The 16189-nt window shown below is 57.0% G+C and carries 12 protein-coding genes and 1 pseudogene; 3 read left to right on the plus strand and 10 right to left on the minus strand.

All coding sequences use genetic code 11. The annotated features are described in order from the left end of the window. Nucleotides 1-10 precede the first annotated feature (10 nt). Both AC19YS_RS28180 and moaB read right to left on the minus strand, forming a co-directional pair. The gene (locus AC19YS_RS28180) at nucleotides 11-1216 is read right to left on the minus strand and encodes a molybdopterin molybdotransferase MoeA (RefSeq protein WP_500603151.1); all 1206 of its coding nucleotides are present in this window, start codon (nucleotides 1214-1216) and stop codon (nucleotides 11-13) included. Further along, entirely contained in the window at nucleotides 1213-1752 is a 540-nt protein-coding gene (moaB, locus tag AC19YS_RS28185; protein ID WP_200625437.1) for a molybdenum cofactor biosynthesis protein B, read from the minus strand. Before moaB ends, AC19YS_RS28180 begins: the two co-directional genes overlap by 4 nt. A gap of 285 nt (nucleotides 1753-2037) precedes the next feature. On the opposite strand from moaB, the gene AC19YS_RS28190 reads away from it, so the two are divergent. Together AC19YS_RS28190 and fdhD are read left to right on the plus strand one after the other, a co-directional pair. Continuing rightward, entirely contained in the window at nucleotides 2038-2934 is an 897-nt protein-coding gene (locus AC19YS_RS28190; protein WP_200625438.1) for a LysR family transcriptional regulator, read from the plus strand. A gap of 18 nt (nucleotides 2935-2952) precedes the next feature. Continuing rightward, complete coding sequence (gene fdhD, locus AC19YS_RS28195; RefSeq protein ID WP_500603152.1) at nucleotides 2953-3780, plus strand: formate dehydrogenase accessory sulfurtransferase FdhD; 828 nt, start codon at nucleotides 2953-2955, stop codon at nucleotides 3778-3780. A 284-nt stretch (nucleotides 3781-4064) separates the two neighbouring features. Here fdhD and AC19YS_RS28200 read toward each other — a convergent pair whose 3' ends face one another. The 7 genes from AC19YS_RS28200 to AC19YS_RS28230 all read right to left on the minus strand — a co-directional run bounded on the left by AC19YS_RS28200 (nucleotide 4065) and on the right by AC19YS_RS28230 (nucleotide 14188). After that, nucleotides 4065-5069: an ABC transporter substrate-binding protein gene (locus tag AC19YS_RS28200; protein WP_500603154.1), complete on the minus strand. Its 1005-nt coding sequence runs from the start codon at nucleotides 5067-5069 to the stop codon at nucleotides 4065-4067. Nucleotides 5070-5114: 45 nt separating this feature from the next. Beyond that, on the minus strand, nucleotides 5115-7226 hold the full coding sequence (locus AC19YS_RS28205; RefSeq protein ID WP_200625441.1) for a TonB-dependent receptor: 2112 nt from the start codon (nucleotides 7224-7226) through the stop codon (nucleotides 5115-5117). An 11-nt stretch (nucleotides 7227-7237) separates the two neighbouring features. Continuing rightward, entirely contained in the window at nucleotides 7238-8002 is a 765-nt protein-coding gene (locus AC19YS_RS28210; protein ID WP_500603155.1) for an ABC transporter ATP-binding protein, read from the minus strand. Continuing rightward, the gene (locus AC19YS_RS28215) at nucleotides 7999-9018 is read right to left on the minus strand and encodes a FecCD family ABC transporter permease (RefSeq protein WP_500603156.1); all 1020 of its coding nucleotides are present in this window, start codon (nucleotides 9016-9018) and stop codon (nucleotides 7999-8001) included. The genes AC19YS_RS28210 and AC19YS_RS28215 overlap by 4 nt, the downstream gene beginning before the upstream one ends. Nucleotides 9019-9172: 154 nt before the next feature. Further along, on the minus strand, nucleotides 9173-10729 hold the full coding sequence (locus tag AC19YS_RS28220; protein WP_500603157.1) for a methyl-accepting chemotaxis protein: 1557 nt from the start codon (nucleotides 10727-10729) through the stop codon (nucleotides 9173-9175). Nucleotides 10730-10877: 148 nt separating this feature from the next. Then, on the minus strand, nucleotides 10878-11321 hold the full coding sequence (locus AC19YS_RS28225; RefSeq protein WP_500603158.1) for a hypothetical protein: 444 nt from the start codon (nucleotides 11319-11321) through the stop codon (nucleotides 10878-10880). Nucleotides 11322-12745: 1424 nt separating this feature from the next. Further along, the gene (locus AC19YS_RS28230; protein WP_200625446.1) at nucleotides 12746-14188 is read right to left on the minus strand and encodes a mechanosensitive ion channel family protein; all 1443 of its coding nucleotides are present in this window, start codon (nucleotides 14186-14188) and stop codon (nucleotides 12746-12748) included. A gap of 165 nt (nucleotides 14189-14353) precedes the next feature. On the opposite strand from AC19YS_RS28230, the pseudogene AC19YS_RS28235 reads away from it, so the two are divergent. Beyond that, nucleotides 14354-14843: pseudogene (locus tag AC19YS_RS28235) on the plus strand (IS5 family transposase); the annotation flags it as partial. 380 nt (nucleotides 14844-15223) lie between these two features. Here AC19YS_RS28235 and AC19YS_RS28240 read toward each other — a convergent pair. Beyond that, entirely contained in the window at nucleotides 15224-16165 is a 942-nt protein-coding gene (locus AC19YS_RS28240) for a Dyp-type peroxidase (protein WP_200625457.1), read from the minus strand. Between the last annotated feature and the right edge of the window lie 24 nt (nucleotides 16166-16189).

Below are 16189 nucleotides of genomic sequence, written 5' to 3' on the forward strand. Positions count from 1 at the left end.
CTGACTCGCCTTAGAACAAGTCGCAGAACGGAATAAAGCGTGCCGTGTCACCCGCTTGCAGCGTTTGGCCTTCAGGAATTTCAACCAGCCCATCTGCCCACGAAGCGCCCAGCAACACGCCTGAACTCTGGTTGGGATATAACACTGCCTTGCCCTCCTCCAGCCTGGCCCGCAGGTATTCCCGGCGATTGCCAGCTTTAGGCCAGTCAAAAGTGATGCTAACCATGAAGCTCAGTGGCGTGACGTCCTCGACCCCCTGGATACGCAACAGGTATGCCCGCGCCAGTAGCCCGAATGTCACCAACGCCGAGGTCGGGTTACCGGGCAGGCCGATCATGGGCACATTGCCAAAGTAGCCCACGGTCAAGGGTTTGCCCGGCTTGATCGCGAGTTTCCAGAATAATGGCTTGCCGCATTCGCGCAGCACCTGACCGAGGCAATCGGCATCCCCGGCCGAGACGCCACCGGTGGTGAGGATCAAATCGGTGGCATGTTGCAGTTGTTCCAGCTTGAGCCGGGTGCGTTGCGGCTGGTCGGGAAGAATGCCGCCATCGATGACCTCGCATCCCAACGCACCCAGCCAATGGCTGAGCAAGGTGCGATTGCTGTTGTAGATGCAGCCGGGCTTCAGGGGCGTACCCGGCTCGGCCAGTTCGTCGCCCGTAGACAGCAATGCCACCCGTGGCCGCCGTACCACCGGCACATGGGTACAGCCCTGCGCCGCCGCGATGGCCAACTCGAAAGGCCCGAGCCGCTTGCCGGCCGCGAGCAACACCTGGCCTGCCCGGTTCTCCTGGCCTTGCGGGCGGATGTTCTGGCCCACGCTCAGCGGCTGCGTGAAGCGCACGCGGCCATCTTCCAGCACTTGGGCGTTTTCCTGCATCTGGACGCAATTAGCCCCGGCAGGCACCGGTGCGCCGGTGAAGATGCGAGCGCAGGTGCCAGGCAGCAGCGCCTCAGGTGCAACGCCGGCGAAAATCTGTTGCGACACCGCCAGCGGCTCGCCCGTCCAATCGCCGACGTTCAGGGCATAGCCATCCATGGCACTGTTCGGCCACGGCGGCAGATCCAGGGTCGCAATCAGGTCATTGGCCAGCACGCGTTGCCGTGCTTCGCTCAACACCACCAGTTCGCTGTCTTGCAGACGTTGCACCTGCGCCATGGCCAGCAGCGAGGCAATAGCCTCCTCCACCGACATCAGCGGCGAACGGCTCACCCTCGTGTCCCGCACAATGCCACCGACTTGAGGTGCGGCACGAAATTGCACGGCCGGTGGCGCGCATCTAGTTGCTCGGCGAGAATGCCTTCCCATGCCGTCCGGCAGGCACCCGTCGAGCCTGGCAGGCAGCACACCAGCGTGCCGTTGGCCAGCCCGGCCAAGGCACGGCTCTGTACCGTGGAAGTGCCGATATCGAGGATTGAGATTGCGCGGAACAACTCACCAAAACCATCAATCTGCTTATCCAGCAAACAGCTCACCGCCTCGGGCGTGCTGTCGCGGCCGGTGAAGCCGGTGCCGCCGGTAATCAACACCACTTGAATCTGCTCGCTGGCGATCCAAGTCGCGACCTGCGCGCGGATCTTGTACAGGTCATCCTTGAGCAGGTTGCGCTCACTGAGGCTGTGCCCGGCTTCCAGCAGCCGGCTGACCAGCAGTTGCCCTGAGGTATCATTGGCATATTCCCGGGTATCACTGACAGTCAACACCGCAATATTCAACGGTACAAACAATGCATCCGACGTTACGCTCATGTCATTCTCCGGCAGGCCATCATCAAAATAATTGCCTGAGGCTAAAGCGCTCAAACGATGACTGTCTAATCGTTACGGCTTACCGGGTTATCGAGCCTCTCTATCGCTGGTTTTTCTGCGTGCCTTTGGTTGGTTATCGAGTGAATCGATCATGCCTTCAATACGGGTTATTGGACGCGCTGGCCCTACAATGAGATCGTCTGCGTATCTCTTTCGCTGTGGTCCGTGAATATCGACACTGGCACTCATTAGGACCTCTTACTTTTTCCCAGGCAGGTGCCTTAAATGGACATAAAGCAACTCAAATTCCTGATCGCGTTGGAACAGACCCGCCACTTCGGCCAGGCCGCTGCGCGTTGTCACATCACCCAGCCGACCCTGTCGATGCGCTTGCGCAACCTGGAGGATGAATTGGGCCTGGAGTTGGTCAGCCGAGGCCAACGGTTCGAAGGTTTCACCCAAGCCGGTGATCGTGTGTTGGCCTGGGCCCGCACCTTGCTCGCCGCCCATGACGGGTTGTTCGCTGAAGCCGCTGCGTGTCGTGGCCAGTTAGTGGGTAACTTGCGCCTGGGTCTGGTGCCGCTTAGCGGCTTCAACCCGATCAGTTACATCCAAAGGCTCTCTCACACCTTCCCGGAACTCAAGTTCAGCCTGTCGTCCATGAGCTCTGACAAGATCATCGAAGCCTTGGGCACCAACCAGCTGGACTTGGGCGTGTGTTACCTGGACCACGTCAACCCCAATTACCTGGACTTTTTCGAACTGGGCGAGACTCGCGTCGGCCTGCTATACGACACCCGCCACTTCCATTTTGAAGGCACGGAAATGAGCTGGGAAGACGCCGCCGAATTGCCTCTGGGGATGATCAGCAACGGCATGCACTATCGAAAATCCATTGACCTGAGTTTTCGCAGCCGCGGCCTCGACCCCCAGCCCATACTCGAAAGCGATTCGACGTACCAACTGTTCCAGGCGATCCACGAAGGTTTTTGCTGCGCGATCATGCCGTTGGGCAGCGGCCTGAAAAACCCCATCGAGAATCTAGCGTTTATCAACCTGCCGGATGCGAGTGTGCTCGCACCACTGGGCATGGTGATGCGTAAAACCGAACCGCGCTCGGCCATCGCCGAAAAGTGTTTTGCAGAAGCTAAACAGCTGTTTGCCACCCAGGGCTCAAACTAGCGTATCGGAGGTTTACTCATGATTTGCCGAATCGAGCAGTCCGTTGAACCAAGCGATGCCAATGCCCCGGCCCCACAGCCGGTCAACGTGTCCTATCGAGAATATGACGAAGACGCCCAGGTTGCCCAAGCGGCGCTGGCGGCGGAAATCGCCCTGGCCATTATCTACAACGGCTTGAGCCAGGCGGTGATGATGGTTTCACCCGGCAATATCGAAGACTTCATCCGGGGCTTCAGCGTGAGCAACGCAATCGTCGATAGCCTGGATGAAATCTACGACATTCAACTCACGCACTTTGACCAAGCTTGCCAGGCCGACGTACAGATCTCGAGCCGGGCGTTCTGGGCGTTGAAAGATCATCGACGGCAAATGGCGGGCACCAGCGGTTGCGGTTTGTGTGGAGTGGAGGCGCTGGAGCAGGCCCTGCCGCAACTGGAGAGTCTGCAGCCGGCGCCCCTGCCGCCAAAGCAACACCTCAAGGGCCTGCGGGAGCGTATCGAAGAAGCCCAGATAATGGGAAAAAGCACGGGCGCCCTGCACGCGGCCTTGCACTTCGGTGCTGAAGGCACAGCCCTGCTGTGCCGTGAGGATATCGGTCGCCACAATGCGCTGGATAAATTGATCGGGGCCATGCAACACGCCGGAGTCGATGCCCGCAGCGGCTTCACGGTGGTCACCAGCCGTTGCAGTCTGGAGCTGATTCACAAAGCGGTCAGGGCCCGCTTCGGCACCCTGGTCAGCTTGTCGGCGCCCACCGTGTTAACGGTGCAGTGGGCGCGCAAGCACCACCTCAACCTGATCCATGTGCCTCACCGAAACGCGCCGCGGATCTACAGCCCGGCCTAACTCAATTGTGCTGCGAACACACCACCCTCACCGGTATCGATTTGTAGGACGGCGTACCACTGCCCACGTCGATTTAGTCCAGCGGCACCTTGGTTGGCCTACGGGTTTACGGACACCAGGTACCTTGCGCTTAATCTCCAGGATCACTCCACAGACAAACTCATCACCGAAGGGCGGGAGCCGATAGATGCCTAGGTGCTGCCACGACAGAGCAGCCTTCTACGGAGTATTGACTCACGTCTGATGATGCGTGTTCTAGAACCTAGGCCGCTTGCAACAAGGCGTCAAGGCAGACCCTGAAGCATACGCCTGGCATCGGTTTCACTCAGGGTGTAGTCGAAGAATTGCTGATAGAAGGTGATCGTCCTTTGGACCATGTCGATGTCACTGAACAGATCAGGGTGAAGCTGTTGCGCCGCCCATTCGATTTGCAGCGCCACTTCGGTGCCATAGCGGTCCCACGGGAATACCCCTGCCGGGTTGCGCAGCACGCGGCGTTGCTGAACGGCCGTCAATTGAGCCAATAGTGAGGCTTGCGCGGCTTGCTTGAGTTCCCCCGCGCCGGCCGCCACTATCACCACATCCGGTTGCCAGGCCAGCAGTTGCTCAGCCGATACCACTTGCAGGTTGCCCTTGAGCCCAACTGCCGCATTCCGCCCTCCGGCCAGCTTGATCCAGTCGTCGATCAACGTGTCGCTGCCGTCCACTTTCAGCGGGTTGATCGAATTGATGTGCAACACCCGCGGGCGCTGCTCGGTGGCAAGGCCTGCGACCTTGCGCCCTACTCTGCCAAGTTCGGCATCGAGGTAGGCGTTGTACGCCTTGGCGCGCGCGAGGGGCCGGGCACCACCGAGCGCCTGAGCAGTCGTCAGGAGCGAGTGCTGCAAGCCAGGCAAATCGGTGAACCCCATGCGCATGACAGGCAGGCCAGCCTGCTCGTAAGCCCGCGCCTGTGGATCGCTGGCCAAGGTGAAGACCAGGTCGACACGCTCGGCCAACAGGCTCTCTACGTTGAATGCCGTGGCGTCTACGCTAAGCGCGTGGTTCAGGCTCGGCAGTAGCCTGAACATCCAGGGCTGGCTGCGCGCATGGTTGACGGTGGCGACGATGCGGTCACCGGCGCCCAGTGTCATCAGTAACACGTGATGGGCGTACCAGGCATCGGCAATACGCCGGGGCTTGCCCGACAGGCTGACGGACCGACCACTGTCATCGATGACCTGCCGGGCCTGTGTATCGGCTTGTTGGGCTTCAGGTGCAGGCGCCGCGCGAGCCATCAGGCTGGTCATTAGCAGCCCGATAACCAGCGTTTTGCACCGCGCCATGCCCCTCAATTACAGATCCACCTGAATAGAGGCTTGTACCATTCGTGGTAGACCGGGTGAAGCGCTGGACTGCCCTGCCCCGGTGTAGCCGTTTAAACCGCCAGGGACGATGTTGGTCCAATAATGCTCATTGCCGACGTTGGTCATTTCCAGGCGATAGACGGTATCGCGCTGCATGAAACGCGTGCTGTAACTGGTACCGATGTCAAACGTCTGATAACTGCCAACCCAATGATCGTTGCTATCATCGGTTGGGCGGGCACCGGCGTAGCGGGCGTTGAGGTTGACGGCCAGCCCGGGCACCTGATCAATACGGTATTCGGTCAACAGGCTGGCGGTTACTCGTGACAACCCGACGATACGAGTATTTTCCGTATTGGCATCCCCCGTTGATAGCAGCTTGGGGTCCAGCCAGGTGATACCGCCATACATCTTCAAATCGGTGGTGATGTTACCGTCGGCCAGGAATTCAAGACCACGATTGCGCTGCTCACCGGCAACGGCATAAACGTTATCCGCTTGCGTGTAGGCAAAAGGACGCTTGATCTGAAACGCCGCGAGCGACAGGTTGACGCCACTGACCACCCATTTTCCGCCCACCTCCCACATCCGGCTGCGATACGGAGCCAAAATACTGCCGACGTTGCTACTGCCCGCGGCTGCACTGTCGCCTTGTTGCAGGCTGTCAGCGTAAGTGAGGTAGAGCGTGAGGTCGTCGATGGGTTTGTAGATCAGGCTGCTGGCGCTGCTGATGCCCGAGTCTTCGGAAGACGTGTGCACCCCTTTCAACGTGTAGTTATCCGCCGTCAAATGGCTTTGGCTACCGCTGAGCATCAGGCTCCATTGGGGAGTGAACGTCAGGGTGTCGGCGACGATGAGCGAGCGTTGTTGAGTGTTGGCCGAATGATAACGTTGAGTGAAATCCGGGTAGTCGGGCTCGGCAAAGTTAGCGGGGTTGCTCAGGGAGCCTGTGCCCAGCGTCTGGGCGCTACCGGCGACCGGGTTGTAGTTGTCCCAGTCGAACCCGGTCAGGCCAAAGGTCAGTTCATGCCGGACCGGCCCGGTATTCACGCTGCCGTTGAGGCTGGCCAGGTAACTGTTGATCGTGAAGCGGCTGGCGGTGATGCTCGAGACCGAGGTGCGGTAAACACCGCTGTTATTGATCAGGGTGTTGGTCACCCCGGTCGATTCACGGTCGGCGATCTGGCGCAGTGCGCCAACATCGAGCTTCCAGTTGCCATCGAAGTCGTGCTTGAAGTGTGCGCTGGCGGTGTCGGTGGTGTTGTTGTCACCTGCGTAGCTCTGCCCCAGATTGTTGCGCGTAGGGTCAGGTGCGTTGGGCAATGTCACACCGGAAGCCACGGCGAACTTCCCCGGAAAACCTTTGGCGAGGTAGTTGTAGTGACTGAAGTTAGTCTCGATAACGCTGTCGTCGCTGAGCTGGAAATCCGTCGCCAAACTCACCAACTGCCGCCGCAAGGTACTACCAGGCGCGTAGCCATGGCCTTGTTCGTCGACAAGATTGACGCGGTATTTGATCTTGCCAGCGGGGTCGAACGGGCCACTGAGGTCGGCGGTTTTCAACCAGCTCAGGCCGGTGCCGACCCCGACAGTGACGCGGTTAAGGGTGTAATCAGTCGGGCGCTTGGAAAGCAGGTTGAACGTTCCGGCCGGGTTCGCCGGGCCATACAGGGAGCCGGAGAGACCACTGAGCACTTCAACGCCGCCAAGTTGTTCGGCTGGGTAATCGGTGGTCGAGACGATATTGAGCCCATCAAGCCGGCTGTTCTGCACCACGCTGCCTTGAAAGCCTCGGGTCTGGGGGCGTACGCCATCAGCCTGCACTGACGGCAGATAACGGATGATGTCCTTGAAGCTTTTCAGTTGCTGGCTGTCGATCAGATCGCGAGAAACCACGCTGAGCGAATACGGCACATCCTGTAGGCGCCGCTCGCCCAGTGGACCCAGTGTCGCACTCTTGTCTCGAGCCTGCTGGGTGAGAATGTCGTCGGCATTGATGTCGATGGGCGCCAGTTGCAGTGTTTCAGCATGGGCAAACGGCACCGTTACGCTGAACAGCAACGGGACCACCGTCAAGTGGGGTGAGGTAAAGCGTTGCATGGATAAATGACTCAACAGGGAAGGAAAAAACGGTGGCCGGCGGTATCGATCTGCCGGACTGCGACCTGGTAAAGGCGCTGCATGAGGTCGCTGTCGATGACGGCACTGGGCGGCCCATCAGCAATCAGTCGCCCCTCGTGCAACACCAGCACGCGGTTGGCCGACGCCAGCGCTTGCTCTGGGCGGTGGCTGCTCGACAGGACGCTCAGGCCCTGGCCAGCGAGACGTTGCAGCAGCGCGAGCAAGCGCAGTTGATGGCCGTAATCGAGCCCGGTGACGGGCTCGTCGAGGATGATCAGGCGCGCCCGTTGCACCATGGCGCGGGCAATCAGCACCAACTGGCGTTCGCCTCCGGACAACTCTGTATAGGGCCGCTCAAGCAGGTGCTCGATCTCCAACTCGTTCAAGGCGTGCTGAACGGCATCTGCGTCGACAGCGCCTGGGGCCTGCCCAAGCCCCGTGACAGGCAGGCGCCCCTGGGCAACGATCTGCGCGACGCTAAAAGGAAAGCTGGGCACATGACTCTGGGGCACATACGCAAGTTGCCGAGCCACGGCGCGACGGCTCAAGGCCGTAATCGGCTGACCGTCCAACAGCACCTGGCCCGCAGCGGGTTTGAGTAAGCCCAGCAGCAGGCGTAGCAAACTGCTCTTACCGGCGCCGTTAGCCCCCAGTAACGCAATATTGTCCCCCGGTTCGATGCTCAATGAGAGGTCATCGAGAATGAGACGACGCCCTATGTAAAAGCTCAACCGGTGTGTCGCCAACAGGGTCATAGCCAGCCTCTACGCACGCGATGCAACACCAGTACAAAGGCAACGGCACCGAAAAGTTCGGTCACGATACCCAGCGGGATTTCCCCGCTCGACACACTCCGTGCAGTACCGTCGGCCGCGAGCAGGAAGACTCCACCCAGGCAGGCGCTGACGGGCAACAAACGAAGATTGCCGGGGCCGACCAGTAACCGAGCCAGGTGCGGCACGAGCAAGCCGATCCAACCGACCATCCCGGCCAGGCTGACGGTCATCGCACAGATCAACGTGGCCAGCACAATCACGCCATAGCGAATCTTCTGAACCGGTACGCCCAGGCTGTAGGCCTCGTCATCGCTAAGAGACAGGGCATCAATGACACGCCCTCCCAGGCACAGCAGCCCGATTGCCAGCGCCAGCACCGGTGCAATCCAGATGAGTGTGTGTTGGTCGACCGAGCTGAGACTTCCCAGTAACCAATAGACAATGCCTGGCAGTTGATCGACCGGATCAGCCATGTACTGAGTGATGGACAGCAACGCGGTGAACAACGCGTTGGCAACGATGCCACCGAGCACCAACAGCAGAATGGAAGAGGTCTGGAACAGATGTGCGATCCCCACGCCCACGGCCACGGCGACCAATCCGGTCGTACAGGCGAGCAAGGCGATGGGCAACGGATCCCAGTGCAGGAGGATTCCCTGGGCGGCACCGAAAGCACAGCCACTGAGTACCCCCAGCAAGCCCGGCGACACCAGCGGGTTACGAAAGACGGCTTGATACGCCGCCCCCGAGACTGACAGCCCCGCTCCCACCAATAGCCCGGCAAGGACACGAGGCAGGCGCGCGTCGATGATCAGGCTGTGTACCAACTGATAACGTTCGGTGGGCATCTCGCCAAGGCCAGCCATCGTCATGACGAATTGGCACAACTCACCCACTGAGATCGCATAGCGCCCTAACAATAAGGCGAGCAACGTCGCAGCCACCAATAGAAAGAAACTGAGCCAGGGTAGAGACACACGGGGAAAGTAGAACATCAGCCACTCGATATTGCGCTATGTAGAAAAGTATATAGCGATTGACGTCCTTCCACTCTGTGAAATCCCTGTCATGGAACGTTTGCATCCCGTGACAGAGCGGGACGTGGCCGATCGCTTGATGCCCAGTAGTGTCAAGTTGTCATGCTTTGCGTCAAACCTTGAACCGCGCGACCAGCGCTTCCAGCTCATGCCCCAGCCGCGCCAACTCGATACTTGACGAAGCGGTCTGGTCGCTGGCACTGGCTGTTTGTTCGGAAATATCGCGCACCGTGATCACGCTGCGATTGATCTCTTCGGCCACTGCACTTTGCTGCTCGGCAGCCGCAGCAATCTGCTGATTCATCAGTTGGATGGTCGATACCGTACGGGTAATATTTTCCAGCGACGTACCCGCTCGGCGAGTGAACTCAACACTGTGCTCACTCAATAGCAAGCTCGCTTCCATACTTGAAGACACCGCGTGAGTGCCACTTTGAACACCGGCCACCAGGCTTTCAATTTCCTCAGTGGAGCGTTGGGTACGCAAAGCCAGGCTACGCACTTCATCCGCTACCACGGCGAACCCGCGCCCCGCTTCACCAGCCCGAGCCGCCTCGATCGCAGCGTTGAGCGCGAGTAGATTGGTTTGCTGGGCGACAGCCTTGATGACGTCCAGCACGCCTCCGATTTTATCGCTTTGCTCTTTCAGATGAGCTACCGCCTCGGCTGAACGTCTCACCTCCAAGGCCAACCGCTCGATCTGCTCGATGGCTTCACCCACGACCTGATCGCCTTCCCGTGCATGCTGATCGGCCATCGTCGTAGCTTCACACGCCTCTTCGGCATTCAGTGCCACGGCTTGCACCGTGGAGGTCATTTCGTTCATGGCAGTGGCGACATGATCAGTCTCGACTCTCTGGCCGTTGACACCAGCACTGGTGTGTTTAGTGACAGCGGACAGTTCCTCCGCCGCACTGGCAATCTGGATAACGCTGCCGCTGATACCTCCGATCAGCTGACGCAAACGGCTGGTCATCTGTTGCAGACCGCTCTGCAACTGTCCCAGTTCGTCGCAACGGTCGACCACGACGTCCTGGCTCAAGTCGCCAGACGCAATCCGATCAACGTTTGTCAGCACGTGCCGTAGGGGTGTGACAATCTGCCGACTGATGACCCAAGCCACCACCACGCTTAGCAGCAACGCCAGCAGCGCCACACTGACGAGCAGGGCTTTGGCAAACGACGAATCGGTATCACGCTGCCTGTTTTGTGAGGCGATCAACTGGCCCGTGGTGTCGAGCAGGATGTCACCTTGTGCACTCATACGCGCAAACACTGGCGCCAGATCAACGCCCGGCTGACTCACGGTACCGAGTGCCTCGCGATACGCTTTGACGGCCGCAATCTGCTCATCAATCAACCCCTCATCGCGGGGGGCTGCCAGCAGCACGCGAGCAGCGCTCAAGTGCTCAGACAGCTTATCGAGCGTCTGTAGAATCAAATGAACACTGTCCCCCTGGGGGTTGAGCTCCATGCGCACACGATGAACACGCAGCTCCATCGTCATATCACTGACGCGAGCAATGCTCTCTACTTTAATACTGCGTTCGGTGAGTACATTAATCGCGACCCAGCCAGTAACGACCAGTAACAAGGAGAACCCCAGCACCAGGCCGAACCCCCAACTCAGCTTAGCGCTGACGCGGATGTTACGGATCCAACCAGACATAAATACTCCAGACAATGAAAAAAACGCGCTTGGATGGCCGAAGACGCTCGCTCATGGGCAGACAACTAGTCAACTTCAGAGGGCGCTGATCGCGTATTACAACTCTATAAGACAAACGCCCCTGCAGCGCAAAGGCGTAACTTTAGTATTAATTTAGTACTTGGAAGTGCTGTGGCAAGGGGCGGTTATTATTAGAGATATGACAGAATGCAAAATCACTGATCGATAATAACTGGCATGCCCTCGGCAGTGCCTCAAGTTCAGAGTGGCCACGAATGCCAATTGACTTCCAGCCCAGTATCATCGTAGAACTATTGCGATGTACAAGGGCGACACCCGTGTGCGCACTATTATCTTTTTCGCACCATAGCGAAACGGCAGCCGCCATGACGGCATCTAAATGCTTTCCCCCCAAGGCCTTTGCGTAAGAAGAGCGCTCTAGCCAACGATATAATTTGAGATGCTGTGCCCAATCAAAAATCTGGCCACTGTAGTTGACGTGACGAATAAAGTCGCGAAATAGCTTCTCGCCTTGTGCGTCATCCAGCGTCAATAACTCCGGGCACAAATCAAATAGGGTGTTCTGATACATCAGCAAGCCCTTTGCTTTTCGATATCTAGCATCTCTCATTAACTACCACCTCTTGGGCGAACCGATTGCCGCTAATGATCAATCGCACTGTAATTTTATCGCCCCCCATTCGCCACTTGTGTCGGCGTCAAGGAGGGGCGAGCTGAGTGCGAAAGTGCCCGCCGATCGTCATTCGGAGGCATCACTGATATATTCTCGAGCATTACAAATGGTCAAAGTATAAATATTCAACGTCGCAAATAGCTAATACGCAATATTGCCTACCGACAAGGAAAACAAAATAATATCTCTAGGTTAATACCCTGCAACCATACTGTCTAATCATTCTGATCGACCAGCCTATCAATCGACTCTATCACCCCCTCGTGCAGCACTTCGGCTCAGTGATAGAGCTGGCTGATCGCCTATTAAATATTAATGATTAGACGTTCAAGAGAAGCACTCGAATTATATAAAGATATCTCAATGGAACTCACGCCTTGAAAGGAGCCCCTGAATTTCGGTTGCCCTCCTGTCTATTGGCTTAGCGTTTTGGAAGCGCGACATAAACAATAAGGGCGTGCTTGTAATAATTATTGTCGGCCACCTATCATTGTACGTGCTCGTGGAATTGCATTTTCGCTCAGAAACCTATCCACTCAGAATACTTTTCGGCTCCTGACTTGCAGGGGCCGATACCGTCAGCTAGTCATCCTGAAGTCTATTAATCGAGGTGCATTTTACTGTGTCAGGGAGATACCGATGAGTCCCGATTTAAAATCCCTATGGCGGCGGGAACGTGCACGACGTGAAGCATTGTTGCATTTGAAAAGTCTATGTCCCGGTGATGCTCAAGCGTAACCGTATTTGGCAGTGCTCGATGAAATCGGTAGCCAAGACCGAGCACAGCCGATTGGTGAGGCATATGCATGTGTCAGAATCACAAGTCGAGGGAGTTGATGGCTACCCTTTCGTGATTGTGCGTGACCAGCATATCCCGCAGCCTTGGCGAATGAGATTTGAAGCTGCGAGTACGCTTTCGAATCGGCTGCGTGAAGGCTGCTATGCCCACGATTGGCACCGCTTCCTGCGGCTATGGCTACACGAAACGAATCACTTGGCTGCTCACAGAAAAGACGCCAGGAGTGATTGAGTTCGACTTGAACATAAAAGATTTGAGGCGCCACGTTTCCCGCCAAACCGAAAACGTATACAACCGACGCACCGTCACCCCGCTTTTGCGAGTAACCAACACACATTAAACGCACCAGCTCCAGTGACAACTTGCCGACAGCAGCCTCCAGCATCGCGTTCATGGCGTCAGACGAAACGGTGTAAAGGTCAGTACGCGTTTACATGATTATGCTCCCAAGACCGTAAGAAGTGATGCCCCGCTTAGTCACCCCACTGTCCTAGACTAATAGCCAGTTCGGTAATCCCCGGCGTTAAGTCAAATTACGCAACCACTGCAAGAAGCCCTTTTTCGTTGGCACTACCGGCGCTTCCTGAGTCAGGTTCTGCGCCGTATGTAGTCTGAAGTCCAGCAGGTTTTTCATCGCCTCACTAATGTCGTTGCGCACATCCAGGTAAGGCTTGAGGTACTCCTTCTCAATCCGATACAGCGTGCAATAGGTCTTGGCCGTGAAGTCCGCCGATACCGCCAGGTCAGACAAGACCCCACCCTCGCCAATCACTTCCTCCGGGCCCATGCGCCCAGCTTCGAATTTGTGCCCGTCTTTGCTCAACATCACCGAGACCACGCCGGATTCAATGATAAACAGATGGTCACTGACCTCTCCGGCTGGCAAGATCATCTCGCCGGCACGGAAGGTTTGCAGGGTCATATTCTGGCTGAAGTTTTCCTTCTCCTCCTGACGCAAGGTGGAGAAGATATTCGAGCTTTCCAGCAGTGCCCGTGCCCGCGATGTGGCTGCCGGTGTCGCCCCCTCGGAGGCCGACAGCAAGCTCACACCGGCCGCCGCAAGATGCCGATAGGCTAGGTCGTAGAGCTGGTTGCGCACTTCACGTTTCTGCCCCCTGGCCAGCACAAAACCACTGATTTCATATTCCACCCCGTCGCTGGTGGAGGTCTTGAAAGCGACACTGGGCGCCGGGTCGACCAAGAGTGGCCGGCAACCTTGCATGGCCCGCTCCAGGGCTTCTATCACCACTTGCGGTCGTGCATGGGGGCTGACTTGCACGCTGACCACCAGACCGAACATATTCGCCGGGCGCGAGAAGTTGATGATTTTGGCCTTGGCCGCCAACGAGTTGGGAATCACCGCCATGCTGCCCTGGGAGGTTTGCAGCCGCGTGGCGCGCCAGTCGATGTCAGTGACTCGGCCTTCGGTGCCATCGATGGAGATCCAGTCATCCACTTGATAGGGCTTGGTGGTGTTGAGCACGATACCGGAAAACACGTCATTTAACGTGCTTTGCAACGCCAGGCCGACGATGATCGCCACGGCGCCGGAAGTGGCTAGCACGCCCTTGACCGGCAGGTCGAGTACGTAGGCCATGGCGGCGACGATCGCAATCAGGAAGATCGCCGCGCCCATCAGCTCTTGCAGCAACCGCCCACCATGTTCGACCCGCTGCATCATCACCACGCCCAGTAACACCGTAAGGGTGCGCGCGGCGTACAGCCACCAACCGATCTGCAATGCCGTGGCCGCCAGGTGCAACGACACGTCCTCCGCCCAGGGCGCAACCTGCATTGGGTTCATACCCTCGTTGAACAGCAAGGTGCTAAATACGGCGAAGATCACCAACCGTACCGCCAGCTTCAAGTTGCTGGCATCGGCGGCGATCAGCCGCCACAGGAGAATGTCAGTCAGGATCAGCGTCAGGGCGCAGAACATCGGGTGATCAGAAACAAATGAGAGCATTCAGGCGACTCTTGAGTGAATGAAATTCCGGCATGCGGGGATGAAAGGTACATCGATTGCAACACCATAGCCCTTAAGAAAACTTGAGACTAGACAGGGATGGATCTCGTCGAGCACCTCCATCAGCGCCCGCTGCGCGGGTTTTCTAGGCCGGTCCAGGCCACACAGGCCAAGAAAGGTAACCAATACTTCTTCGGGGTGAAGGCGTATATCTGCGCCGATGTAGAGTCGGGACTAGTTCATCATGTTCAGGGCACTGCGGCGAATGTGGCCGATGTCACGCAGGTCGCCGAGCTGTTACATGGAGAAGAAAACGCGGTTTATGCAGACGCTGGATACACCGGTGTCGAGAAGCGTAAAGAGCATAAAAATCGTGAGGTCATCTGGCAAATCGCGGCGCGGTGCAGCCACGTAGTCCATGCTGAATAAACGCAGCATGCTCTACAAGGCCAAGCGCAAGATTGAGTACTGCAAAGCTCAGATACTGGCCAAGGTCGAGCATCCGTTTCGGGTGATGAAGCGTCAGTTTGGCTACGTGAAAGTGCGCTTCCATGGGCTGATGAAAAACACGTTTCAACTGAACACGCTGTTCGCCCCATCGAATCTGTGGACGGCTCGAAAACAGCTGATGGGTAGGGGTGAGTTGTGCTCTTAACACTGGAGAGCGGGCGAAAACGCCCTCCCTGTACGACGCATCATTCGATTTTCAGCGAATAATGCTGTATGTCGAGTGAATTTTCGACTTGCCGCACACGCGGAAAGTTGATCGGAGCATCCTTAGAAGTGGAAATATTATACTAAATCGCAGTGCTAATAACCCCGACCTTTGCAGGGAGTGCTTGCGTTATTTTCCTGAGGAACAGCCACCCGATCGAAATAGTAGGGCGCTCATCAAAGCGCTCTATGAGTCATCAGCGATGCCGACGAACGAGAGTTGTAGACGCTTTAGCTCTCTCTGCACGTTGAGGATCAGATAACGCGATTGACCCGGCTTGGAGAGAGCAAAGCTAATAAGGACAGAGGGTTTTCCGTCAGCTAGCGATCAGCCAACTCCTCAAGTAAATCCAACGACGGCACGAAAAAAAGGTTGCCTGTGACAGCCGTACTGAAGTCGAGCAGCCTGTCGTAATTCCCTGGTGGTTTGCCGACGAACATATTTTCAAGCATCTGTTCAAGTGGTTCGGGTGAACGAGCATAACCGATGAAAAAAGTCCCAAACTCACCTGCACCAGGTCGTCCAAACGGCATGTTGTCACGTAAGATTTTCACCTCCTCACCATCCTTCGTAATCGTCGTCAAAGAGCTGTGCGAATTGCTCGGTTTGACCGACTCATCCAGCTCGATGTCGGAAAGCTTTTTCCGCCCGATCACATGCTCCTGCGCTTCGACAGATAACTGATTCCATGCCACCATGTTGTGCAGATACTTCTGTACCAGCACGTAGCTTCCTCCACTGAAAGCAGGGTCTTCATCCCCCACTATCGTAAAGTTGGCTGCCTTGCGACCTACTGGGTTTTCGGTGCCATCAACAAATCCAATGATGCTGCGCATGTCGAAATATCGAAATCCATGAACCTCATCAATGACCGTGATGGCATCGCCTAGCACAGAAGTGAACTGCGTCACCAACTCAAAACAAAGATCCATCTGATCTGCACGAATATGCAAAAGGATATCGCCCGGAGTGGATATAGCGCGTCGCCCGTCGACACCAAACTCGCGAAACCCATGCAATGAAACTGGACGCGGACTTGCGAACAAAACGTCCCAAGCACTGGAGGAAAATCCACAGACACACGAAAGATTGCCCGCAGGGACTCGCTTGCCGACAGAGCGTGTTATCGCTGCAATATCAGCGCACCAGTTCTTCACTTTTTCTGCGGACTCTTTTCCAGCCTTGAGGGTTGCCACGATGAAAATAGCGCTGCTGGTAGTCGGGCTACACACCGCTTGTGGTTCAGGAGCATCGGTGCTCATCATTGAAATATTCCCCATAGAAGC

The sequence above is a fragment of the Pseudomonas sp. MF08831 genome (genome assembly GCF_059862645.1).

Coding starts and splice junctions, on each gene's coding strand:
- moaB (WP_200625437.1), bottom strand. CDS start 1,752: ATGAGCGTAACGTCGGATGCATTGTTTGTACCGTTGAATATTGCGGTG.
- AC19YS_RS28190 (WP_200625438.1), top strand. CDS start 2,038: ATGGACATAAAGCAACTCAAATTCCTGATCGCGTTGGAACAGACCCGC.
- fdhD (WP_500603152.1), top strand. CDS start 2,953: ATGATTTGCCGAATCGAGCAGTCCGTTGAACCAAGCGATGCCAATGCC.
- AC19YS_RS28200 (WP_500603154.1), bottom strand. CDS start 5,069: ATGACCAGCCTGATGGCTCGCGCGGCGCCTGCACCTGAAGCCCAACAA.
- AC19YS_RS28205 (WP_200625441.1), bottom strand. CDS start 7,226: ATGCAACGCTTTACCTCACCCCACTTGACGGTGGTCCCGTTGCTGTTC.
- AC19YS_RS28210 (WP_500603155.1), bottom strand. CDS start 8,002: ATGACCCTGTTGGCGACACACCGGTTGAGCTTTTACATAGGGCGTCGT.
- AC19YS_RS28215 (WP_500603156.1), bottom strand. CDS start 9,018: ATGTTCTACTTTCCCCGTGTGTCTCTACCCTGGCTCAGTTTCTTTCTA.
- AC19YS_RS28220 (WP_500603157.1), bottom strand. CDS start 10,729: ATGTCTGGTTGGATCCGTAACATCCGCGTCAGCGCTAAGCTGAGTTGG.
- AC19YS_RS28225 (WP_500603158.1), bottom strand. CDS start 11,321: ATGTATCAGAACACCCTATTTGATTTGTGCCCGGAGTTATTGACGCTG.
- AC19YS_RS28230 (WP_200625446.1), bottom strand. CDS start 14,188: ATGCTCTCATTTGTTTCTGATCACCCGATGTTCTGCGCCCTGACGCTG.
- AC19YS_RS28240 (WP_200625457.1), bottom strand. CDS start 16,165: ATGAGCACCGATGCTCCTGAACCACAAGCGGTGTGTAGCCCGACTACC.